Source organism: Cohnella algarum (genome assembly GCF_016937515.1).
GTDB classification, from domain to species: domain Bacteria; phylum Bacillota; class Bacilli; order Paenibacillales; family Paenibacillaceae; genus Cohnella; species Cohnella algarum.
The window spans coordinates 3,722,840-3,744,890 of the sequence record NZ_JAFHKM010000002.1 but is presented as its reverse complement, the minus strand read 5'-3'; the positions used below and the strand labels follow the sequence as shown (position 1 = coordinate 3,744,890).

Sequence of the window (22,051 nt, the reverse complement as noted above, 5' to 3'; positions counted from 1 at the left end):
TATACGCCTTCGGACGTTTTTCTACAAATCCCTTTCGATCACCATCCAGCGGTCGTATTCGTCGTAGCTGTCGTCGAACGAATACGTCGCCCCGAGCTGTCCGAGCAGCTCGTCGGCAGGGGCATAGGCGACGCCGTCCAGGGCGATGACCGGATGGAGCCAGGCGTCGGATTCCCCGTTAACGGTAATGGCGGCCGATCCCAGCTCGAGCGTAATATCCTGGTACGTCGCCTCGTCATAAAAGTTGATCGAGCGGGCCGCATGGTCGTAAATCATGACGTCGCCGAAGCCCGTCAGCGTTTCCCGAACCGGCACGTACAGCACTCCGGCTTCGTCATAGAAGTAGACGTCCGGCCAGTAGGAGCTCAGCCACACTTCCTGGTCGTCGATTTCCAGCTCGTTCTTCAGCAGATCGTACGCGACCGAATCCGCATCGAACGTGCGCAGCAGCCGGATCGGCTGCATCGTCTCCAACTCCTCTTCCGTCAGCGCGTTGCGGGGAACCCGGATTTCCGGAATCGAGACGTCCCCGTTCACCGTCCATTTCTCTTCGTCGTAGCGGAGCGCGATCCCGACGAGGGGAACGGCTTCGTCCGCAAGCGCGGTCGTATCGATGCGCGCCTCTCCCGAAAGCTTGCGGATTTGCAGAGACGAATCGACATAAACGTCGGCGGAAATTTTCGTGCCTTTGTTAAACAAACGGTCCCAGCCGAATTCTTCGTCCGTTTTCGCCAGCTCGAGCTCTTGCCGGGCCTCCTTGAGCGAATCGATCAAAGCCCGGATTTCCGCGTCGATCTCGGCGTCGGTCAACGGAGCCGGGGTCGCGTAATCTTCCCACTCCTCGTCCAGCCATTCTTCTTCATCGAGCCATTCGTCATCCGCTCCTACCTCGTCATACCCTTCCTCGTCGTACCCTTCCTCGTCGTACCCTTCTTCGCCGGCCCACTCTTCTTCCGTTCCGAATTCCTCTGCCCATTGCCGCTCCATTTCCGCGTACCACAACGCTTCCGCTTCGGCAGTCATGGCATAAAACTCCTTCAGCAACGCGCGAAGCCCTTCCTCGTCCGCCAAAATCGAATCGAGGAAAGCCGGAATCATTTCGCCCAGTTCCCGGCCGTCGAGCTCGGCGTGGAGATGGGAAACGTCCGTCGCGACGCCGTTGATCGGAACCGACGTCCGCTTCACCTCGATATCCGACGGATTCGGGAAATGGCCGATCGCGTAGGATGCGGCTTTCTTCGCCAACTGTTGAATATGCCCGGCGATCAAATCCGGCTGCATTCCCCCGAGGCTCAACCCTCCATAGCTTTGCAAATCGATCGCGATCGGCCGTTTCGCCCCGCCGATTTCGATCAGCATCGTCTTTTGGTCGCTTTGAACCGCGAACGGAATGTCCCCCTTTCCGAGGGAAAGGATACCGTTAGCCGACACCCTGCCGTCGTCCGTCTGCTTCAGACTGTTCAAGCTAAGCTTGATTTCGCTAATCCATTCCAGCATCCGCAAAGACGCTTCGTCCCACCCGGCGAGAGCGTCCCGATCCCAGTCCAACGAAAGCTCGAACGTACTGCTCGATTCGGATGATGTCACATCCAATTGGTTGACGATCGCCTTGTTCACGTCAAGTCCGCCGACGGACTGGCAGCCGGCCATGACAAGCAGCAAGAGTCCCGCGAGCAGGCTCCCCATCCGTCTCATGCGCCATTTTTTCATGCGTCACGCTCCCCGGTAAATTCCCATCAAAGATGCCTTGGGTAAACAGTTATTTCGACACGCAAATTGGAAATCCTTCCAATAGAGGCGCGTTTTCAAATGGAGGATGGTTCATGGCAAAGGAGTGGCTGGAAGCGATCCGGCATCTGGCGGAGGGCATGGCGGCCAAAGCTTCCGGGTGGCGGCGCTCGGCGGAGCTGACGAGACCCCGGGAGCCGCTGAAGATTCGGAGGGAGTCCGTCGAGTGGACGGTAGAAGCGCTCAAACAGGAGCAGTTTCGGAAAAAAAGAGGAGAGTCGACCGTGCTGTTCGGCGAAGAAGGGGAACGGGTCAGGCGGATCGCCGCCGAAACGGAGTCGCTGAACCGCAACAACGTGACGCGGACGAAGGCGTATGCGGATTTATTTTTTCAATTTCCCGAGCTTCACTGGGCGCTGCTCGCTCATCTCGTCTCCCGCAACGGCGGCTGGAATATGACCGACTTGAAGGGCGAATGGCTGCCGCGGCTGCTCCCCGAAGCCGCCGTCGAATCGACGTTCCATCTGCTCGAATCGTGCAACGCGATGATTTTTCGGGACGCCTATCCCCAGCTTCGGCTCTATGCGGAAAGCCGTCTTGCGGGACGCGGCCTGTTCGCGCTGCTTCCCGCTTTCGGCGTGTCTGCCTTTATGGCGCCGTTCTGGGAACGTTTCTGGATCGACCGCGATCCGGTTCCCTTGACGGTGGCGCTCGTCGTGAACGAACAGAACGTCATCGAACACCGTATCGTGCGGGATCCGAAGTATCGGGATAAAGTCGTCGAATCGCTGCCGTTCCGCAGCCAGCCGCTGCTGCAGCTGAACCAGATCGTGTTTCCGCTCGGGCCAATGGGCGAACGGCTGGCCGGACGCGTGCTGGAACGGTTCGATTCGCTGGACGAAAGAATCGCCTTCGGAAAGTGTCTGTACGCCATGCTGTTCGCTTGCCCGCGCATTCGCGACGGCGCGATCGATTTCGCGCGGGCGGTTCCCCATACCGGCTCCCGCGCGGATTATTGGCCGCATGCGTTCGCCGCGCAAAAAAAAGGCATCCGCCCCGAAACGCGCGGGCAAGATGCCGAACGTGCGGAAGGGCCTCCTTGGCTGAGTCCCCGGCTGGAGGAAGCTTGGGCGGACCGCCCGCTCGGTCCCGTGACCGAAGGCGATTGGTTCCAGAGCCTGTCCGTCCTTCACGCTTTCCGGCATTTGCGCTGCCCTCTCCTCGTCGACATGACGGAGGAGCATCTGCTCGGCCAGCGCAAGCTTCAGACGGCGGCCCTTGCGGCGGAGAAGCTGCAGCCGCAGCTTTAGGCGTCCGCTCCGCTTCGCGCCTGTTTTTTCCGCAGGCGCATGAACGGCTTCAGCAGCTTGCGCAGCTTCGCCGGATAGCTGTCGAGATCTTCGGAGCGGACGACGCCGAGCGCCGCGAGCAGCAGCGGATAGGCGCCGCAGACGACCGCGCCGGTCAGCCCCGCGGCAAGCAAGTACGGCCACTTCCAGCCGAGCGGCTCGAACCATTCCAAGGCATAGTGCGCGAGCGCCCAGCCGGCGGCGGCGAGGACCGCCACGACGCCAGCAAATCCGGGCCAGCGACTGCCCAGCACCTTGACGTCGGCGACCTTGCGAACGGCATGCATATTCCAGGCCGTAATGAAAATGAAGCAAACGCTGGTCGCCGCCAGCAGCCCGTAAATGCCGAAAAACGGAGTCAGCGCGAAGCTGAGCGCGATTTTGACGGCGATGCCGACCAGCGTATGGGTCATGGCTTTGCGCTGAAGGCTCAGGCCGTTCAAAATCGAGTTGGACACCATCATCGAAATTTGAAAAATCGTTCCGGCGGTCAGGACCGCGACGATGGCGGAGCCGTCCGGAGAATCAAAAAGCGTGCCGGTGACGGCATACGCTGCCGTAGTCAGCACCAAAACAAGCGGCATTCCGCTAAACACCGCGATGCGCATCGCCAGCGCCGATTGGTGCCGGACTCGTTCGATGTCCCGGGAAGCGAACGCGGACGCGATGACCGGCAGCAAGGACGTGCTCAGCGCGATGGCCAAAATAGGAGGAATTCCGGCAACCGCCTGCGCACGCATGGTCATCCATTCTCCCCACGCTTCGGCAGTCGCGAAATCGTATTTCCACTGGGATAACGGAATTAAAACCGTCTGGTCGAAAGAGTAAATCACCTGTACCGTCATCGCGGTCAGCAAAATCGGAATCGAAGTCCGGAAAATAGCGGCATAAATTTCTTTCGTCCGGGTTAATACCGGCGGTCCGCCGACTTGCGGCTCTTGGGGGGCATGCGCGCGGTCGGGCTCGGCTTTTCGCAGTTTGAACGCGTACCAGAGCATGACCGCAAACGCTCCGACGCTTCCCAACACGCTCCCGAACGCGGCGCCGGCCGCGATATGGCTGTCGTCGTACCCCCAGCCCGACAGAGCGAAGGCCAGAACGATCGCCGTCAGCACGCGGGCGATCTGCTCCACGATTTGCGAGATGCCGCCTGCGGTCATATACTGCCTGCCCTGAAAGTATCCCCGCATGATCGCGATAACGGGAAACAGCAGCAAAGACGGCGCAATCGCCCGAATGGCTAGCGTCGCATACGAAGCATCCGCCAGCCTCGCATACCAAGGCGCAAACAGAAGAAGACCGGCGGTCATGACAACCCCGGCCGCGATGCCGAATCTCAGGGCGGCGCGGTAGATGAGCTTCACTTCGGCTTCGCGTCCGAGCTCCACCCGCTCCGACACCATTTTGCTGATGGCGCTCGGGATGCCTGCGGTAGCGAATACAAGCAAGAGCAGATAAATGTTGTTCGCGTATCCGAACGCCAGGCCTCCCTCTCGGCCCCATAAGTAATCGAGCGGAACCTTTTGAAACAAGCCGAGCGCCCGGGCGACAAGCGCCGCGAGCGCCAGGATCAGAGTACCTTTGATTAGCGAGTCTTTTTTAGGCATTTTAACGTCGTCATCCTAACGGTTCCAATGGTTTGTGATTCCCGCGCACCGGCCTCGCCGAGCCCGACGGGGCCGCCCAGCGGACGCCGTTCGCGATGACGCGGCGCACGAGCGGATGATAATAGGTCGGATACGTCTCGTGGCCGGGACGGAAATAAAAAATTTTGCCTTGGCCGCGCTTCCAGGTGCAGCCGCTTCTGAACACTTCGCCGCCCTCGAACCAGCTGACGAACACGAGCTCGTCCGGGGCGGGAACGTCGAAATGCTCGCCGTACATTTCTTCCGGCTTGAGCTCGAAATATTCGGGCAGCCCCGCCGCGATCGGATGGGCCGGATCGACGACCCAGATGCGCTCCTTCTCGTTCGCTTCGCGCCATTTCAAGTCGCAGCTCGTCCCCATCAGCTTTTTGAAAATTTTCGAAAAGTGGCCGGAATGCAGCACGACGAGCCCCATGCCCTCAAGCACGCGGGCATGGACGCGCTCGACGATGTCGTCGCTTACTTCGCCGTGCGCCATATGCCCCCACCAGATCAGCACGTCCGTCTCGTCGAGAGCCTCCCGCGTCAGCCCGTGCTCGGGCTCCGGAAGCGTCGCCGTACGCACGGAGAAGTTCTCCTCCTGCTCGAGTCCGGCCGCGATCGCGCGGTGGATGCCGTCCGGATAGACGCTCCGAACCTCGTCGTGAATAGGCTCGTGCCTGAATTCGTTCCATACCGTCACGCGAATCATAACGTCGCCTCTTCCTTATGCGGCTACAGGAGCCAGATGATGAACAGCACGATCATGATCAACTGGAGAACGATTTTGGCGACCATGCCGCTGAACAGCCCGATGACGGCTCCCCAGCCGACCTTCAACGAACGGTCGAAGGAGGAGCCTGCGATCAGCTCGCCGATGACGGCGCCCGCGAAGGGGCCGATCAGCAGCCCGAACGCCGGAATAACGAACGGCCCGACGATGACGCCGATCGTGCTGCCGACGACGGACGCCTTGGAGCCTCCGAACTTTTTGACGCCCCAGGCGTTGACGATATAGTCCGCCGCGATCAGCGCGACGACGATCAGCGTCTGAATCGTCCAAAACCAGAAGCCGAACGGCTCGAAAGAGAAGAAGAACCCGTACACGAAAAACGCCGCGAATATCGCCAGCGCCCCCGGCAATACCGGAAAAACCGCTCCGGCCATGCCGAGCGCGAACAGCGCCGCAATGATCAACCAGCCCAAAATGTCCATCCGTCCATCACGCCTTTAGCACATAGTTTTGAATGACTTGCGCGACGCCGTCCTCCAGGTTCGTTCCGGTAACGGCATCCGCGGCGGCTTTGACCTCTTCCTGCGCGTTGCCCATGGCGACGCCGAGCCCGACGGCCTTGATCGCCTCCAGATCGTTCAGGCTGTCCCCGACCGCGACCGCTTCGGACATGCTGTACCCCAGCATGCGGCAAACTTCGGCGATGGCCGTCGCCTTGGAGACGCCTTGCGGATTGATCTCGATGTTGAAGGGCGAGGAATTGCTCAGCTCCAAGCCGTCCCAGGTGCGAATCTCGCTCAATATTTCCGCGAGCTGCTTCGCGTCTTCGGTATAGTAACCGAATTTCAGCCATTCGAGAGCGGCGCAGTCGTCGAGCCATTTCTCCTTGTTGTAAATGCCTTCGGTGGAATACGCCCAAAACCATACGTCCGGGTAGCCGGCGGCCAGGCGGTGCAGTCGTGCGACGATCTCCGCGTCAAGCGCAATGCGGCGATGCAGTTCGTCGGGACTGCGCCAAATCTCGCCGCCGTTGACGAAAATCATCGGGGACGTAAGCCCCAGCTGCTCCACGTAGGGCATTGCCCCCTGCTTCCCGCGTCCGGTGGACACGCAAACCGTAACCCCCGCTTCCGCCGCCTTGCCGATCCATTCCGCGGTCGTATCGCTGATCTCGCTGCGATCGTTGAGCGTCGTGCCGTCCAGGTCGAGAGCCAAAAGCCGATAATGTGCCAAAAAAACGTCCACTCCTTTTGTTTGTCTCTATCCCCGTTCGCCATATTTTAGCATACGAGCCCCGTCATTGCGCGCGAATGGCTTATTGCGCCTCCGAGTTCGCCTGCCCGGTCTGATCGGCGTTCGCGTCGGTCGTCGCGGCCGCCTGTTTTTTCGGCGTTCCCGTCAGGCCGATCTCCTGATCGTACGCGTCGAAAATTTGACGCGCGATCGGCGCGGCGCCCCAGCCGCCGAAGCCGCCTTCCGGCACGACGACGGCGACCGCCAGCACCGGATCCTCGGCCGGCGCGTAGGCGATGAATACGGCGTTTTCTTTTCTCGTTCCCCCGACGTCCTGCTCGGAAGTGCCGGTTTTGCGGTAAAAGTTATAGTCGAAGCCGTCGAAGCCTTGAACGTTTACCTGCGACATTCCTCTTTCGATCGTATCCCAATAGGTGTCCGGCAGCTCAATCGTATTCAGCACTTCCTTCTGATACGACTGCACGACGTTGCCGTCCGTGTCGACGATCCTGTCGACGAATTGCGGCTTGAGACGCTGGCCGTGGCTCGCGAGCGTCGTCGCGTATTGGGCGAGCTGCAAGGCGGTATAGCGGCCCTGCTGGCCGAAGGAAGCGTAGATAAGCGGGGATTGGGCGCCACCGCTTCGTTCCGCTTCTTTGTAATAGTTGATGTCTCCCGCCGACTCGCCGGGCAGGCCGCTCTCCGTCTTGACCCCCAGCCCGAACTGCTTGTTGAACGAATCCCAGATGTCCAGCCCTTCGTCTCCGTCCCGCATATACAAGGCGTTGCCGATCTCCGCGGCCATGAAGGCGTTCGAAGATTTCGCGATCGCGGACCACGGATACAGCAGGCCGTTTGCCTTGCCGCCGCCCGCGTTGCGGACTCTTACCTCGTAGCCTTTGCGGCCGAACTCGAAATAGCCCCGGTCGTTATAAGAGGTGGAAGGCGTGATCAAGCCTTCCTTCAGCCCGAGCAAAATCGTCAGCGGCTTTTGCGTCGAACCGAGGAAAACGAGCGAGGACGGGTGCTTCAGCCGCTCCTCGTACTCCGCATACGGCGCCTGCACCTCGCGGATCGCGCCGTTGCTGATAAAGTACTGAACCTCTTCGTAGTCCTTGCTGCTGATGCCGCCCTGCCACAAATTCGGATCGTAATCCGGCATGCTCGCCATCGCCACGACTTTGCCGGTCTTGACCTCCATCGCGACCGCATAGCCGGTGATTGCATTTTCCGCCCGTTCCGCCTTGTTCGACGAGTTGCGGATTTTCTCGAGATGCGTCGTAATCGCGTTTTGCGTCGCGAGCTGCACGTCTTTGTTGATCGTCAGGTACAGGTTGTCGCCTTTGACCGGCTTCGTCAGCTCCATCGGGCCGACGATCCGGCTCATGTTGTTGACCGGATACGTTTTGAGCCCGTTGCGTCCGCGCAGCACGTCCTGGTACATCAATTCGATGCCGTCGAACCCGACTTCTTCGGAGTCCAAATATTTGAGGGTCGGGTCGTCCTGGTTGTCGTTGATCGTTTTGTACTTGTCGAGCGAGGTCGCGCCGTTGAATTTTTTCATGTAGCCGACCAGCTGGACCGCGACCTGATCCTCGCTGTACTGCCGGATGCTTTCCTCGACGATGTCGATGCCTTTGAACTCGTTGCGGTGCTCGCTGAAATAGGCGATTTCCTTATCGGTCAGATTCGATTTGATCCGCCGCTGCTGGTAGGGCAAATGCACGATGCCCCCGAAATCCATATAGCCGAAAATTTCGTCGGCGGTCAGCGGCTTCTCCGCCGGGTCGCCGTATTGCGCGAACACGGCCGCCAGACTCTCCGCGAGCTTGCGTCCGTCTTCCTCCTTCGTGCCGGGCTCGAACGTGTAATAGAGCGATTGCGTCGAGGTGGAATAGGCGATCGCCGTCCCGGTCGAATCGTAAATGTTGCCGCGGATCGGCGGGATATAGACGTCTCTCGTGGCGATTTTTTGCTCCGCTTCCGCGAGCGACGGACCCTCGACGAACTGAAGATAGGCGAGCCGGACGATGAGCAGCGAAAACGCGAAAAAAGTAACAAAAAAGAAAATGTTCAGCCGAAAGCTGAAATTCCGACGGTTGCGAATTTCCCTCTTCTGGGCTTCTTCCGTCCGATCGTCCGTCATTGCGCTTTCCTCCTGTAGCTCCGATATCTATTTGCGATTGAAAAACCGGAATGCCGCCGATTCGCCGTGTGCGCCCTGCCGGTGACGGCACTCGCGGCGCGCGGCGGCTTCCCCCGGTCCCGATAACCCCTTTTTCGAATCGTTTCGCGTCAACTACTCCGGCATCCCTTATACATACGAGATCGGCCCCTGGCGAATATGCGTATCCTGGAAGCCCTCCGGATCGAACCAATCTCCCGAGCTCGCCCATGTGGCGTCGAGCGGCGCCCACCGGTTTTCCTCCTGCAGCCATACTTCGTTCCAGGCATGAGCCCCGTATCCGCCCTGTCCGTCGTAGCCGAGTCCGGTGACGACGCGGACGTCGAGGCCGACGGCCCGGGCCATGGCCGCGTACAATCTCGCGTAATCGATGCAAACGCCCTTTCGGGTGTCGAACGTATCCTCCGGCGTCTGCTCCCTCCATTCGCCGCGTTCCTCGTAAGCTTCCACTTTATCGTAGTCGTAGGCGATGCGGCTGCCCACCCAAGCGTATAGCGCCCGGGCTTTCGCCTCGTCGCCTTCCGCGCCGGCGGTGACGGAGACTGCCGCTTCCGCGATGTCGGCAGGAAGCTCGGCATCGATGATGTCGTAGCGCTTCTGCCACAGCTGATCGAGCTCCGTCTGCATGGTCGCGGCGAAGACGGGAAGCTGCTTCGTCAGCAGCGAGCCGGCGGCGGGCTGGATAATTTGCGAAGCCGTCTGTTTATATAAGCCGGACTGTTGAATGTAGTCCGCATAAGGTCCTTGCGGCCACAGCGAGCAATACGCGAACAGCACGGCCGTCAGCAGCAGCGCGCGGCCGCAGCCCAGCGCCGCGCCGATCAGCCCCCCGATCGCGCGGCTGACGGCGCCTCCGGAAGGCAGAAGGGTGAACGGAAGACCGCCTATTCGCGCGAGCAGCGAGCCGATCAGTCCGAGCGCGACGCGCAGCACGATATAAAAAAACAGCATCAGCAAAGAAAAGCGAAGCAGCGGCAGGTCCCGGATTCCGGCGATCAGCGTGAAGGCGAGCTGGACCCAGGAAGAAGCGTCCGGAAGCGGCTGCCGCCAGCCTCTGGCGATCAGCCAGGCCTGCACGTGAGGGGAAGCCGCTGCGGCCGCCCAGGCGGCTCCTCCTACCGAAAGAAGCGTAAAGGCCGCGCCGGCTACGAATCCGAACAGCTGCCTGGCCGATCCCTTCGCTCCCCGAAGCAGTCCTTGAAGCAAAGAAACCGCCACGATGACAAGCAGCGCGACGGTGATCCAATTGGCGTCTATCCTATTCATGAAGCGGCATGGTCCCGAGCCTGTTCGATGAACTCGCGGACGGCCCCTTCCATATTCCACGTTCCGAGCGAGACGCCTTGAAACTTCACGGAAACTTCTCCGGAACCGGGCGTCCCCGTCAATTCCAGATTCGGCGTCGCGACGGTAAACGTCCCGTCGTCGTTCAGCCTGTATTCGGCCTGCGACGCCTCGCCGGCCATCGCCTTGACCGCTTGATCCTCAAGCGCCTGCGTCACTTTGCTTCCGACTTCCTTCAGGTCGTTGACGCTGTATCCACCGTAAACCGCCAGTCCGACGACGATAGCGGCGACTAACACCCATTTGAGCACCGTTTTGACGAGGTTGATCACGACGATCAGCGCCACGACGGCGATGACGATCAATATCCAGTGGTCGATCGCGAACTGTTTCCACGCCTCCAAATCGAGGTCCATCCCATCTCCTCCATGCCTAGCCTGCATACTCTAGCATCTATTATACGTGCGTTCCGTGCCGCAGTTCAACCCGAGCAAGAGACGAATTGCGCATAGACCGAAAAATCAGCCGGAACGGGTTTTGCCGTCGCGGGACCAAAAGGCCCTGCGGCCCGCTTCCTGCGTTTGAAACAGGTGGAGATGAAGCCATTTCGCCCCCAGCGCGAAACACCCCCAAGCCGCGGGCAAGCAAACGGCGATCGCGAGGATCGTCGCCGCCCATTGGCTATTGCCGATCCCTTGCTCTTTTGCGACCGCGGGCAGCACCCACCGGTTGATCGCGGTCGGCAGAAAGCCGGCGCCGCCGTACAGCGGAAGGAAGAGCGCGGACGTCCAAGCGTTTTTGTACAAAAACGGCCCGATCGCCAAAACAAACGTCATCAGCAAGCTGAAGGCGCAGCAGCAGAACGCCAAGTAGGCGAAGGTCGCCGCGTCCCGGCTCCACGAATCCGACGGCCAGCCGGAGACGGCCCAGCGCGCCGCGGCTCCGAGCGCAAACGCCGCGAACGCGAGCCCGCTTCCCCGCAGCAGCGTTACCCAAACGGCGAGCATTCGGGAAAACAACAGCGTCCGCCGCGCGTAGGGCATGGCCAGCCACCAGACGAGCCGGCGCTGTCCGGCATCGTGCTGCAGCATGACGGCAAGCATGAACAACGGCCCGATGCCCGCAAAATAAAGGATCATGACCGGGAGCACGAACATCGTTTCGCTTTCCCCGAAGGCGAAAACGCCCGCGACCGCGGCAAGGGCGAGCAGCGCGTGCCGAACGGCCCGCGCCGGCTTGAGCCTCGCGAAATGGCGGAACCGCGAGCGCTCCAGCGCATACAGGGCGCGAAAGCCGCCCGATGCGCCCGACCGGAAGCGCGGCTTGACGCTCTCATCGCCTCGTTCGGAACTCGATTTCATGCCGGAACGGTAACGGGCCAAATCGGCCATTCCGCGGCGCGAAACGAAACGAATCGTCGCCCGCTTCAGCAGCAAGCCGAAGAGCAAACCTATCCCTGCGTATACGGCAACCCTATCTGCGGCAAACCATTGCGGCGCAACGTCTGTCGACAGCGCGAGGAGCGGAAACATCCCGAACGGAAGCATGACGATGCAAAAGTACGGAACGGTCAGCCATTGCCGCCACCCCCGGAAAAAGCCGATCAACAGAAACCCGAACGTAGTAAAAACAAAGCCGCAAGCCCAAAACAGCGCCAGATAGGCAAGGGATATGCCGAGCAATTCGTCGCCTCGAGCATGCGTCAACGGAGTTCCGAATAACGTTCTCGAACCAAGAATCTGCAGAACGCTTACCGTCCACAGGCCGAGCGACGCGATCGCTTGCGCGGCGTAAGCCGCCGACATTTTCGCGCGCAGCAGCTCAAGGCGGGAATGCGGCATCGCGAGCCACCATTCGCGGAACGGATTTTCCCATATCGTAAGGGACGGGAGCAGGGAAAACCCCGTTCCAAGGCAGCAAACGATAAGCGCGCCAAGGGAAAGGAGCTTCTCGGGCGCCAGAGAATTTTGCAGGAAAACGACAGCCAGAGCAAGCAGCAGCGCGTAAGCCGACGCGGCGGTTTTTACGATGCCGGGCTGTACATAGGCGCTCCACTCCAGTTTGAAAAGCGGCATATGCGGCTTCATGCGAACACTTCCCTATAGCAGGATTCGACCGAACGGCCCTCTCTCCGCAGCTCCTCCACTTCGAACGCGCCTTTGACTTTGCCGTCTCCGAGCAGCACGATCCGGTCGAAAATGGACTCCATCTCCCGAATGTCGTGCGTGGCGATCAGAAACGTGCGGAACCCGTCCGCCATGTCCCCGACGACGGCGGAAGCGATGCGTTCGCGGGAAACGAGATCGACGCCGGTAAACGGTTCGTCCAGCACGATGAGCGGAGCCTGCCTGGACAGACAGGTAAGCAGCTGCAATCTCGCTTCTTCCCCCGCGACAAGGCGCCGATCCGGGCGGCCGGATCGACGGCAAGCTTTTGCGCCAGCTCCCGCTGCCGCGCCCGGTTCCAGTCCGGATAAATGCCGGACGCCAGCTCCAGCCAGTCCGCGACGCTCAGCCAGCCGGGCAGCTGCCCCCTGTCGGGCAGGTACGATACTTGGGCCAGCGTGCGTTCCCCGGCCTTTTGCCCGAACAGCAGCACCTCGCCCGAATCCGGAGGCACAAGACCGGTCAGCATGCGCAGCAGCGTCGATTTTCCCGCGCCGTTAGGGCCGAGCAACCCGCATATGCTCCCTTGCGGAACGTCGAACCCGACTGCTTCCAGCAGCGTTTTTTTCTTCCATTTGGCGCCGACGGCCCGGCAGCGGATCGCGGGAACCGCGGAAAAAACCGCATCGTTCGCATGATGGATGTTCATCGTCATTCCTCCTGTTCGTGAGCCAACTCGATCAATTCCTTCACCGTCAGACCGATCGATGCGGCCGTTTCTTCCAATTGCCGGAACGCTTCCTTCGCGATCCGCTTTCGGGAAGACCGAATCGCGTCCGTATCCCGCGTAACGAACGTGCCTTGGCCGCGGAACGTCACGATGAGCGACAGTCTTTCCAGTTCCTGATAAGCCTTCATCACCGTCGTCGGATTGACCCGGAGGCTTGCCGCCGTGTCCCGGACCGACGGAAGCCTCGTTCCCGGTTCCAGCTTCCCCATGGCGATTTTCGCCCGGATTTGCTCGACGAATTGTTCGTATAGCGGGCGCGAAGGATCGATTTGAAAATCCTGCGGGGACCAGATCCAAAATGGCGGCATACATTTTCACCGGCTCTCCGTTTCATGATTGTGTAATGTGTATGATGACACACCATACACTTTTGATCCAAGTGTACCACACGACGCCATACACTTGCAACCGGCTTGCGCGATCGGCCCACGAAAACGGGCGGCATATACGGACGAGATCGAACGTACAAGTAGGATAAAACAAGCTTTGGCGATCGAAGGCCCGACCGTGCCGAAATCGCCGGCGGAGGCGAAGCGATTGAAAACCGCGATATGGCTTTATCTGTTTTTGTTCGTGGCCTTTTTCGACCTGCACGCGCAATATCCGATGCTCACCCCGTTTGCCGTATCTCTCGGGGCGGCTCCTTCTTTTATCGGACTCGTCATGGGCATGTACTCGCTCACTCATCTGCCCGGCAACATTCTCGCCGGCTACAGCGTCGACCGGTTCGGAAGCCGCTTGTTCATCGCCGGCAGTCTGACCGGGGCGGGCATCCTGCTGCTGCTGCAAGCGCGGGTCACTGATCCTTGGCAGCTGCTGTACATCCGTTCCGTCAGCGGGTTCGTGCTCGCCTTCCTTTCCCCGGCTTGTTTGGCGATGCTCGCGAGGCTCGCCCGGAACCGCATTCATCAAGGCAAGCTGATGGCCGGCAACGGCCTTGTCCATACGGTCGCGGCCGTCGTATCGCCGGCGGCGGGAGCCTGGATGACCGCCAAAATCGGGTTTGAGACGTCCTTTCTCATTCTCGGCTGGATTCTGCTCGTCACCGGCATCGCTTCCTTGATTTTCGTTCGCGAAGCCAAGCAGCCGTTCGCAGATGCCGCCCCGGCGTCCTCGCCGTCGGGATCGAAAGCAAGCGTATCCCTGTCCCCGTCGAACGCGGAGCCGGCGCCGCTTCCTTCAATGGGCGACAGGCGGTTTCCTTGGATCGTGCTCATTTTGCCGCTTGCGATGTCCTGCTCTCAGGGGATTCTCTCTTTCGAACTGCCGCTCAGCGTGAAATCCGCCGACGAGATGATGACGACCGGCCTGCTGTTTTCCGTTATCAGCCTCGGCTCGCTCGCCACGCTGGCCCTGCTGTTTCTGCAAAAATATTTGCCTTACGCCCGAAGCGTTTGCGGCCTGCTGCTGCTTGCGATCACCTATTACGGCCTGGCGGCGGGATGGCCGTTGCCGATCGCCGTGCTGTTGTTCTCGCTCGGCATGGCCAAAGGGGTCGTCTTCCCGGCCATGACCTCCTTTTTGCTTCAGTTGAGCGGTTCTTCCCGATACGGCAGAACGCTCTCGTTCATGTCGATCGCCTCCTCGATCGGCGCTTTCCTCGGACCGGTCGCGGCCGGAGCCGTCAGGGACTACCTTTCGCCGTATTTTATCGCGTTCGCCGTGCTGATGATCGCGCTGCTCGCGCTTGCGCCCCGGCCGGATTACTCTCTCGGCTGGAACGGAGGAGCCGACGCCAGCCCCCGGCGGCGGGACATTGAAGAAGCGGGAAAATAGGTGATCGCACACGTCGCCCCAGGGACAGACGCATATGCTGTAGGGCGGCGCGCCTTTTCGGCTTCGCGGGAAGGCGGGCGGCAATAAGCGTTAAAAGCGGGGTGAACGCGGATGTCTCAAATTGCGGATTGCGGCCACGGACATGGACACGGCCATGGCGCCTCGGCGGCCATCGTGCTCGTCCTGTTCGTTCTGCTCGTCATCGTGCTGAGAGCCTGTTGATTTCGTTCGAACGGCGCAAGGCCAAACGTTTCGTTTCGGGATGAGCCGCGAACGCCGGAGCGGTTCATCCCTCCATTTGCGAGGGGACGATCCCGAGCCGCCGGACAAGCTCGCCTTTTCCCCGTTGTGGTACAATAGGAACAAGAGGACGGAAGCGCCGCTCCCGTTCCCGCCTGAAGGGGGTCGCAGCAAATGGATGTCGCCATCATCGTCGAAGGAAAAAACGACAAAAGCCGCCTCGCCCGCGTGCTGTCTCCCGAAATTCCGATCTACTGCACCTTCGGCACATTGAATACCGAGCGGATCGAATCGCTTCGCAAGGCGGTGCGGGATCGCCAGGTGTACCTTTTTACCGACCCGGACGCTTCCGGCCGGCGAATCCGGGGCATGCTCAGCGACGTATTTCCCGACGCCGAGCATATTTACACGCGTCGAGGCTACAACGGGGTCGAAGGGACCCCGGAAGAATATTTGATTCAGCAGCTCGAAAAAGCCGGCCTGGAACAATACATCGTTTACCCCCCTCCCGCCGAATGGCCGGAGTGAAACGAATGCTTTAACTGCGTACGACTTTTTGCGTTTAGCGGGTTGAGATGAGTAAAATCTACTCAACTAAGCGCCGACACGCGCCTATCTCCGGCTGAGATGAGTAAAATCTACCCAACTGAGCGCCAACACGCGCCTATACCCGGCTGAGATGAGTAAAATCTACCCAACTAAGCGCCGACACGCGCCTATACCCGGCTAAGATGAGTAAAATCTACCCAACTGAGCGCCGACACGCGCCTATACCCGGCAAAGATGAGTAAAATCTACCCAACTAAGCGCCAACACGCGCCTATACCCGGCTGAGATGAGTAAAATCTACCCAACTGAGCGCCAACACGCGCCTATACCCGGCTAAGATGAGTAAAATCTACCCAACTGAGCGCCGACACGCGCCTATACCCGGCTAAGATGAGTAAAATCTACCCAACTAAGCGCCGACACGCGCCGAACTACGCGTAGCAAATTCACCAGATCCGCAACAAAAAGGGCTGCCCGAGGCCGAAAAGCCTTCGGACAACCCCTCTTCTTCGCCGCCCCGAATTTACAGCAGCGTTTTGACTTGCTCGTACAGCGCGTCCGCATCCAGATCGCCCGGATTTCCGTTCGCGTCCGGCGAAATATAGCTGCGGATCTGGCCTTTTTTGTCGACCAGCACGACGAGGTTCGAATGGCCGAAGTCCCCGTTTTGATCCTTCACGACCATGAGGCCGTACTCTTGCGCCAAATCCCAGATCGGCTGCTCCTCGTCGCCGCGGAGGAATTTCCAGCCGGCATAGTCGGCGTTGAATTTGTCCCCGAACGCGCGCAGTGCTTCCGGCGTATCGCGCAGCGGGTCGATCGTAATCGACAAAAATTCGACCTTGTCCCCGAAATCTCCGTCCGCCTTCAGCTTCTCCTGCACTTGGGAAAGCATGAACGTCGTCGGAGGACAGACGTCCGGGCAGTTGGAGAAGAAGAAATACACCAGGCGAACCTTGCCGTCGAGCTCGCTCATCGTCACCGCTTCGCCGTCGATGCTTTGCAGCGTGAAATCCGCCGCTTCGCCCTGAACCGGAAGGTCGCTGCCTTTCATGGAATCCCACAGCAGATAGCCGCCGAGCGCCAGGCACAGCGCCAGCAGCACCATCGGAAACGCGTACCGGCGGGCGAACGATTTTTGCGTTCCTACGGCAGGCACCGAAGGCCCATTCGCTCCGGTTCCGGCCGTTTCGGCGGTTCCGGGAGTTGCATTTTCCAGTTTGTCGGACGGTTCGCCCTTGAATTCGCTCATCTTCGCTTAAGCTCCATTCGTGTCGAGAATCATCGCCAAAAACATAATCAGCAAATAGTTGACGGAAATCAGAAAGTCGGCCTTCGCCCATTTCTCGGTGTCTTTGGCCCGAAAGCCGGACAGCGCGTGAAGGAGCCAAGCTCCGACGATGACGACCGATAAAACGAGAAAAACAACGCCTACGTACCCGTACGTATAAAGGAAGACCGAAGCGACCAGCAGCAGGGCGATATACGGAACCATTTGCAGCTTCGTCCGCTCGATGCCTTTCACGACCGGAAGAACGGGAAATCCCGCGGCACGGTACTCTTCGACCCGCCGGATCGCGAGCGACCAAAAATGGGGAGGCTGCCACAGAAACAGAAGCGCGAACAATATCCAGGCTCCCGCGTCCACCTGGCCGGTCACCGCGCAATACCCAATGACGGGAGGCATCGCCCCCGATACCCCTCCGACCGAGGTGCTCCACGTCGAGCTTCGTTTCAGCCACATCGTATAGATGACGACATAAACGAATATCCCCAAAATCCCGAGCCAGCCGGTCAGCGGATTGACGAGCCCGAACAGGACGGCAAGCCCCGCGATTCCCAACACGACGCCGTACCCGAGCACGAATGAAGGCCGCAGCCTGCCGGTCGGGAGCGCCCGGTTCCGGGTTCGCTCCATTTTCGTGTCCATTTCCCGGTCGAGATAGTTGTTAAACACGCAAGCGGACGCCATCGTCAGCGTCGAACCGATAAGCACCCAGACAAGCAGCATCCAGTCCATCTCCCACCGGGAAGCGACCCAAAAACCGCCGAAAGCCGCAAATAAGTTCAAACGGATGATGCGCGGCTTGGTCAGGGCCACAAGATCTTTAAACACGGAGCTCCTCCTTCGAGAATGAAAAGCCGCAAGCGACCGCCATTTTTCCATTTTTAATGATACCTTATAAGTCAAATCATTGACAACGATTCCGCCGTCAAAGTTCATGAATTTGCCATTGCCCGGCGGCCCGCGAAGCTCTTGTATTCCTTTTCGCCGAAGATGTCACACTTTTGGGCGCTTCTCAATACATTGTAGAGTGACATTCGCCCAGTGCCGCCCGGCGGCGGAGCTGGAGGCGAAACCGCAAGAGGAAGGGTGCAAATCGAATGGCCGTCATCAAAACGAACGAAGAAGGCATCAAAATGCTGGCCCGCCTTATGCGCGCGGAAGCGGAGGGCGAAGGCCACCTCGGCATGCTGATGGTCGGCAACGTCGGCGTCAACCGCATTCGCGGGAACTGTCTCGATTTTCGCAACATCCGCTCCGTATCCGACATGGCGTTCCAGTCGCCGGGCGGGTTCGAAGCGGTCCAAAAGCCGTATTTTTACCAGAGAGCCCGCGAAGCGGATATCGCGCTCGCCAGACGCGCCGTCAACGGAGAGCGCACTCATCCGGCATCCAACGCGCTATGGTTTTTCCGCCCGTCGGGAGGCTGCCCCGGCACCTGGTACGATCAGACCAATACCGGGCGCTTCAAGGCCCACTGCTTCTTCGCTCCCACGTACGAGGACTGTCCCCGAGTTTATTAAGGCGTCAAGCCATTAAAAGGAGGATTTACTTTGATTCAAAAAGCTCCCTGGCCGAATACCGCTGCCCCCACGCCTATGCCCATGCCCATGCCCTTGCCCCAGCCGATGGTCAGCCCCGCGATGACGGGCAACAACGCGTTTCCCGGAACCGCGGGCATGATGCCGATGGGCGTTCCGGGCGGCGTCATGATGCCCCCGATGGCCGCTCCGAGCGGATCCATGATCACGCCCGCCGGGACGACGATGCCGCTGCCGACCGAAGAATCGTATGTAGAAAACATCCTGCGCATGAACCTCGGCAAAGTCGCCACGCTGTACATGACGTACGAAAACAACAGCGAATGGAACGCGAAAATATTCAAGGGCGTGCTGGAGGCGGCCGGAAGGGATCATATCATCATCAGCGATCCGGCTACGGGCAGGCGGTTTTTGCTGCTCACCCTGAACCTTGACTATATCACCTTCGACGAACCGCTCAACTACACCTTGCCGTTCGGCACCCAAGGCTGATTCGAATCAGCCGGTTACCGGAACGAACGTCCAAATTCTCAGGCCCTCGCGCCCTCCTTTGATCCAGGGCGTCATCGCCTCCCATCCGGAACGTCCTTCGCGGCGTTCTTTTTCTATTTCGGCGGCTTCGGCCTCGCTTTTCACCCTTCTCAGTTCGACGATAACGCCAGGCTGCGCGGTGTTTTCGAGCAGTTCGACTCCGTTCCACCGCCGCGGCTCCGCGCGCACCCATTCCATATAAGCGGCGCGATGCTGCCGTTCCACGGCATATTCCACGAACAAAATCATTCCGTCTCCTCCAATTTTATAAATTCGGGCGGCCTTGCCCATACTTAAACCCGACAAACGTCATGACGACGAAAGGGGACTTCCAGTTATGGATTCCGGCACGCATCTGCTGTTCGGGCTCGGCCTGGGCGGACTCGCCCTTGTCGATCCCGTCATCGCTTCGCATCCTTACGGCGCTGTCGCCGCGCTGATCGGCACGGTCGCCGGGTCGCAGGCGCCCGATCTCGACGGGCTGCTCCGTTTCAAAAGCAATGCCGATTATATCAGAAACCACCGCGGCTTGTCCCATTCGCTGCCGGCGGTTGTCGGATGGGCGGCGGCGATTTCCCTCCCTTTGGCCGCCTTGTTTCGAGGCCTGCCCTGGTGGCATTTGGCGCTCTGGGTGCTGCTCGCCGTCGTCGTACACGTCGCAAGCGACTTGTTCAACGCCTACGGAACGCAAGCGCTTCGGCCGTTTTCGAAAAAGTGGATCGCCTGGAACATCATTCACATTTTCGATCCGTTTATTTTTTCATCGCATCTCGTGGCCCTTCTGCTTTGGATGACCGGAACCGCGGATCCGAGAGCGATTTTCCCCGTCCTGTACGGATTGATCGTCCTTTATTACGCCTGGCGATGGGCCGTTCGACGCCGGACGGCGGCCAAGGTTCCGAAAACGGATTCCGGGCATCGGCCGGGCGACGACTATACGCTGCTGCCCACCGTTTCCCTTCATCGCTGGAACGTCGTCCGGCTGTCGAAGGACTGCTCGTACACGATCGGCTACTGGGAAAACGGAAAGCTGACCTGGGTCGACCGGACCAGCTGCGATCAGCACCCCGCCATCGACGCTTCAAGGAATATCGCGGACGTTCAGGCGTTTCTGAACGTGACTCCGTTCCCCTGCGGGCAGGTCCATGAACGGCCGTGGGGCTTCGAGGTGCGCTGGATCGACATCCGGTACCGTTACCGCCGGCAATACCCTTTCGTCGCCGTCGCGCTGCTCGATTCCTCCCTGCAGCCGCTTCAGTCTTACGTCGGATGGCTGAGCGACGAACGCCTGGAAAAAAGACTGCGGATGAACACGTACTAAGCGGCCGGGCCTCGGCCGCGGCTATTGACGATTTCGCTTCAAAAGGAGACAATAATAAAAGCCCGAGGGCAACCTCGGGCTTTCGGTCGGGACTATCGAGTCCGATTAACGACCGCCGGTAAACTGTTGACCACCGGAAAGCTGTTGTTCGGCGATGCGGACCAGGTTTTTCGTGATATAACCGCCAAGCGATCCGGCATCACGGGAAGTGACGTTGCCGTAGTATCCGTCGGACGGAATTTGAACGCCGAGGGATTGTGCGGCTTCCATCTTCATGTTTTCCAGGGCACCTTTGGATTCTTTTACAAGTACCCGGTTGCGAGAAGAATTGTTGCTGGCCATGTTGATTGCTCCTTTCGCCTTGCTGAAGTTATTTGCAAGCTTGCTTTTGTAGTATGCAAAGGCGAAAGAAAAATATGCTTCAAGGAGATGAAAAAGATGAAGAAATCTGTGGCATGGGTTTTGGCCTTCGTTTCGGTCGCCTGGATGACCGCCACCGCCATCTCGCTCGACTATAACGTTTGGTTGTCCGCCCTGTTTTTCGTCCTCTGCGGCTGCACGATCGGAATCGGCTTCACCGTCAAATCGCGCAGCCGCAGAAGCCCGCAGTAGGCTTCGGACGTCCGGAGACTAACGGCGGGGGAGCAGGAAGCCCATCGCGTCCTTTACCCGGGCCAGCGTTTGCTCCGCCGCCTCGTTGGCCTTCCGCGCGCCTTCGCGCAGCAAATCGTGAATGGCGCCGGATTCGCGAATTTCCGTATATTTCCGCTGGATCGGTTCAAGGACGGCAACGACTTGCTCCGCCAAATCCTTTTTGAACGCCCCGTATCCCTGTCCCTCGTACCGCGCCTGAACCTCGTCGACCGAAATTCCAGCGCAAAGGGCGTAGATGCTCATCAGATTGCTGACTTCCGGTTTAGTTTGCGGGTCGAACTCGACCTCCCGTCCCAGGTCCGTTTTGGCCCGGGATATTTTTTTGCGGATTTCGTCCGGGGAATCGAGCAGGGAAATGTAGCTTCCCGGATTCGGATTGCTTTTGCTCATTTTTTTGCTTGCGTCGTCCAACGACATGATTCTCGCGCCCACCTTCGGAATATAAGGCTCCGGAATCCGCAGCGTTTCGCCGAAACGGTGATTGAACCGGCCCGCCAGATCGCGCGTCAGCTCCAGATGCTGCTTCTGGTCGTCGCCGACCGGGACGAGATGCGTGTCATACAGCAAAATGTCGGCCGCCATGAGCGGCGGGTAGACGAACAAGCCGGCTCCTACCGCTTCCTTGCCCGCCGATTTGTCCTTGAATTGCGTCATCCGCTCGAGCTCCCCCATATACGACAGCGTCGTCATGATCCAGCCCAGCTCCGCGTGCGCCGGAACGTGCGATTGGACGAAAACGGCCGACTGCTGCGGATCGATGCCCGCCGCGATAAACAAAGCCGCGACCGATTCCGTTTGCTCCCGAAGCGCCGCCGGCTCTTGCGGCACGGTAATCGCGTGCAGATCGACGATCATGTAGAAGCTGTCGTACTCCTCCTGCAGCTTGACGAAGTTTTTCATGGCGCCGATGTAATTGCCGAGCGTCAGCTTGCCGCTTGCTTGAATGCCGGACAGTACCCGCTGTTTCGCGTTTGAATTCATGTAAATGCAATCCCCTTCCTGTTGGCCGGTCCATCTGCCGGCGCTTCCGATTAATCCTGCTAAAAAAACAAAAGACCCCTCGTCCGTAAGGGACGAAGAGGTCGTGGTGCCACCCTTGTTCGCTTCGAAAAACGCGGCGAA

At 59.6% G+C, this 22,051-nt stretch carries 25 protein-coding genes; 8 read left to right on the top strand and 17 right to left on the bottom strand.

Features of this window, described 5'->3' with window-relative positions:
- Positions 1-21 precede the first annotated feature (21 nt).
- Entirely contained in the window at positions 22-1,710 is a 1,689-nt protein-coding gene (locus JW799_RS16725) for a stalk domain-containing protein (protein WP_080834078.1), read from the bottom strand.
- Positions 1,711-1,823: 113 nt separating this feature from the next.
- Here JW799_RS16725 and JW799_RS16720 point away from each other — a divergent pair, with 113 nt between their 5' ends.
- On the top strand, positions 1,824-3,038 hold the full coding sequence (locus tag JW799_RS16720) for a DUF2515 family protein (protein ID WP_176220683.1): 1,215 nt from the start codon (positions 1,824-1,826) through the stop codon (positions 3,036-3,038).
- Here the strand turns inward: JW799_RS16720 and JW799_RS16715 are convergent.
- From JW799_RS16715 to JW799_RS16670, 11 genes are all read right to left on the bottom strand, one after another.
- Positions 3,035-4,684, bottom strand: a complete 1,650-nt coding sequence (locus JW799_RS16715) for a putative polysaccharide biosynthesis protein (protein WP_080834083.1) — start codon at positions 4,682-4,684, stop codon at positions 3,035-3,037. The two genes, JW799_RS16720 and JW799_RS16715, sit on opposite strands and share 4 nt — an antisense overlap.
- A 10-nt stretch (positions 4,685-4,694) precedes the next feature.
- The gene (locus tag JW799_RS16710; RefSeq protein WP_080834085.1) at positions 4,695-5,414 is read right to left on the bottom strand and encodes a ThuA domain-containing protein; all 720 of its coding nucleotides are present in this window, start codon (positions 5,412-5,414) and stop codon (positions 4,695-4,697) included.
- A gap of 23 nt (positions 5,415-5,437) precedes the next feature.
- Positions 5,438-5,917, bottom strand: coding sequence for a DUF456 domain-containing protein (locus JW799_RS16705; RefSeq protein ID WP_080834087.1), 480 nt, complete (start codon positions 5,915-5,917; stop codon positions 5,438-5,440).
- A gap of 7 nt (positions 5,918-5,924) precedes the next feature.
- Positions 5,925-6,668: a Cof-type HAD-IIB family hydrolase gene (locus JW799_RS16700; RefSeq protein ID WP_080834089.1), complete on the bottom strand. Its 744-nt coding sequence runs from the start codon at positions 6,666-6,668 to the stop codon at positions 5,925-5,927.
- 82 nt (positions 6,669-6,750) lie between these two features.
- Entirely contained in the window at positions 6,751-8,814 is a 2,064-nt protein-coding gene (locus tag JW799_RS16695) for a peptidoglycan D,D-transpeptidase FtsI family protein (protein WP_205430764.1), read from the bottom strand.
- A gap of 168 nt (positions 8,815-8,982) precedes the next feature.
- Positions 8,983-10,119, bottom strand: coding sequence for a transglutaminase domain-containing protein (locus JW799_RS16690; protein ID WP_205430762.1), 1,137 nt, complete (start codon positions 10,117-10,119; stop codon positions 8,983-8,985).
- Entirely contained in the window at positions 10,116-10,553 is a 438-nt protein-coding gene (locus tag JW799_RS16685; RefSeq protein ID WP_080834096.1) for a hypothetical protein, read from the bottom strand. The genes JW799_RS16690 and JW799_RS16685 overlap by 4 nt, the downstream gene beginning before the upstream one ends.
- A gap of 105 nt (positions 10,554-10,658) precedes the next feature.
- Positions 10,659-12,224, bottom strand: coding sequence for a hypothetical protein (locus JW799_RS16680; RefSeq protein ID WP_205430760.1), 1,566 nt, complete (start codon positions 12,222-12,224; stop codon positions 10,659-10,661).
- On the bottom strand, positions 12,221-12,397 hold the full coding sequence (locus JW799_RS28780) for a hypothetical protein (RefSeq protein ID WP_240353320.1): 177 nt from the start codon (positions 12,395-12,397) through the stop codon (positions 12,221-12,223). Before JW799_RS28780 ends, JW799_RS16680 begins: the two co-directional genes overlap by 4 nt.
- Positions 12,370-12,951: an ATP-binding cassette domain-containing protein gene (locus tag JW799_RS16675; protein ID WP_240353319.1), complete on the bottom strand. Its 582-nt coding sequence runs from the start codon at positions 12,949-12,951 to the stop codon at positions 12,370-12,372. The genes JW799_RS28780 and JW799_RS16675 overlap by 28 nt, the downstream gene beginning before the upstream one ends.
- A gap of 2 nt (positions 12,952-12,953) precedes the next feature.
- Complete coding sequence (locus JW799_RS16670) at positions 12,954-13,340, bottom strand: GntR family transcriptional regulator (RefSeq protein ID WP_205430758.1); 387 nt, start codon at positions 13,338-13,340, stop codon at positions 12,954-12,956.
- A 229-nt stretch (positions 13,341-13,569) separates the two neighbouring features.
- Here JW799_RS16670 and JW799_RS16665 point away from each other — a divergent pair, with 229 nt between their 5' ends.
- The 3 genes from JW799_RS16665 to JW799_RS16655 all read left to right on the top strand — a co-directional run bounded on the left by JW799_RS16665 (position 13,570) and on the right by JW799_RS16655 (position 15,576).
- On the top strand, positions 13,570-14,808 hold the full coding sequence (locus JW799_RS16665; protein ID WP_205433018.1) for an MFS transporter: 1,239 nt from the start codon (positions 13,570-13,572) through the stop codon (positions 14,806-14,808).
- Between the two features lie 111 nt (positions 14,809-14,919).
- Positions 14,920-15,030, top strand: a complete 111-nt coding sequence (locus tag JW799_RS16660) for a sporulation protein YjcZ (protein WP_139787143.1) — start codon at positions 14,920-14,922, stop codon at positions 15,028-15,030.
- A 192-nt stretch (positions 15,031-15,222) separates the two neighbouring features.
- Entirely contained in the window at positions 15,223-15,576 is a 354-nt protein-coding gene (locus tag JW799_RS16655; RefSeq protein WP_080834106.1) for a ribonuclease M5, read from the top strand.
- A gap of 544 nt (positions 15,577-16,120) precedes the next feature.
- On the opposite strand, the gene JW799_RS16650 is transcribed toward JW799_RS16655, so the two are convergent.
- Both JW799_RS16650 and cyoE read right to left on the bottom strand, forming a co-directional pair.
- The gene (locus JW799_RS16650) at positions 16,121-16,849 is read right to left on the bottom strand and encodes an SCO family protein (RefSeq protein ID WP_205430756.1); all 729 of its coding nucleotides are present in this window, start codon (positions 16,847-16,849) and stop codon (positions 16,121-16,123) included.
- A 6-nt stretch (positions 16,850-16,855) separates the two neighbouring features.
- Positions 16,856-17,764, bottom strand: coding sequence for a heme o synthase (cyoE, locus tag JW799_RS16645; protein ID WP_205430753.1), 909 nt, complete (start codon positions 17,762-17,764; stop codon positions 16,856-16,858).
- 218 nt (positions 17,765-17,982) lie between these two features.
- Between cyoE and JW799_RS16640 the strand changes: the two genes are divergently transcribed.
- The gene (locus JW799_RS16640) at positions 17,983-18,405 is read left to right on the top strand and encodes a cell wall hydrolase (RefSeq protein ID WP_080834107.1); all 423 of its coding nucleotides are present in this window, start codon (positions 17,983-17,985) and stop codon (positions 18,403-18,405) included.
- A gap of 75 nt (positions 18,406-18,480) precedes the next feature.
- Complete coding sequence (gene gerQ / locus JW799_RS16635) at positions 18,481-18,915, top strand: spore coat protein GerQ (RefSeq protein WP_205433017.1); 435 nt, start codon at positions 18,481-18,483, stop codon at positions 18,913-18,915.
- A gap of 6 nt (positions 18,916-18,921) precedes the next feature.
- On the opposite strand, the gene JW799_RS16630 is transcribed toward gerQ, so the two are convergent.
- A complete protein-coding gene (locus JW799_RS16630; protein WP_080834109.1) occupies positions 18,922-19,203 on the bottom strand; it encodes a hypothetical protein in 282 nt (93 codons plus the stop codon).
- A gap of 88 nt (positions 19,204-19,291) precedes the next feature.
- Between JW799_RS16630 and JW799_RS16625 the strand changes: the two genes are divergently transcribed.
- Complete coding sequence (locus JW799_RS16625) at positions 19,292-20,275, top strand: metal-dependent hydrolase (protein ID WP_080834111.1); 984 nt, start codon at positions 19,292-19,294, stop codon at positions 20,273-20,275.
- Between the two features lie 105 nt (positions 20,276-20,380).
- Here the strand turns inward: JW799_RS16625 and JW799_RS16620 are convergent, their stop codons facing one another.
- A complete protein-coding gene (locus JW799_RS16620) occupies positions 20,381-20,617 on the bottom strand; it encodes an alpha/beta-type small acid-soluble spore protein (protein WP_080834113.1) in 237 nt (78 codons plus the stop codon).
- Between the two features lie 96 nt (positions 20,618-20,713).
- Between JW799_RS16620 and JW799_RS16615 the strand changes: the two genes are divergently transcribed.
- Positions 20,714-20,887 (top strand): DUF5325 family protein, encoded by a 174-nt coding sequence (locus JW799_RS16615; RefSeq protein ID WP_176220685.1) that lies wholly within the window; start codon positions 20,714-20,716, stop codon positions 20,885-20,887.
- 18 nt (positions 20,888-20,905) lie between these two features.
- Here the strand turns inward: JW799_RS16615 and trpS are convergent, their stop codons facing one another.
- Positions 20,906-21,910, bottom strand: coding sequence for a tryptophan--tRNA ligase (gene trpS / locus JW799_RS16610; protein ID WP_080835432.1), 1,005 nt, complete (start codon positions 21,908-21,910; stop codon positions 20,906-20,908).
- Positions 21,911-22,051 lie beyond the last annotated feature (141 nt).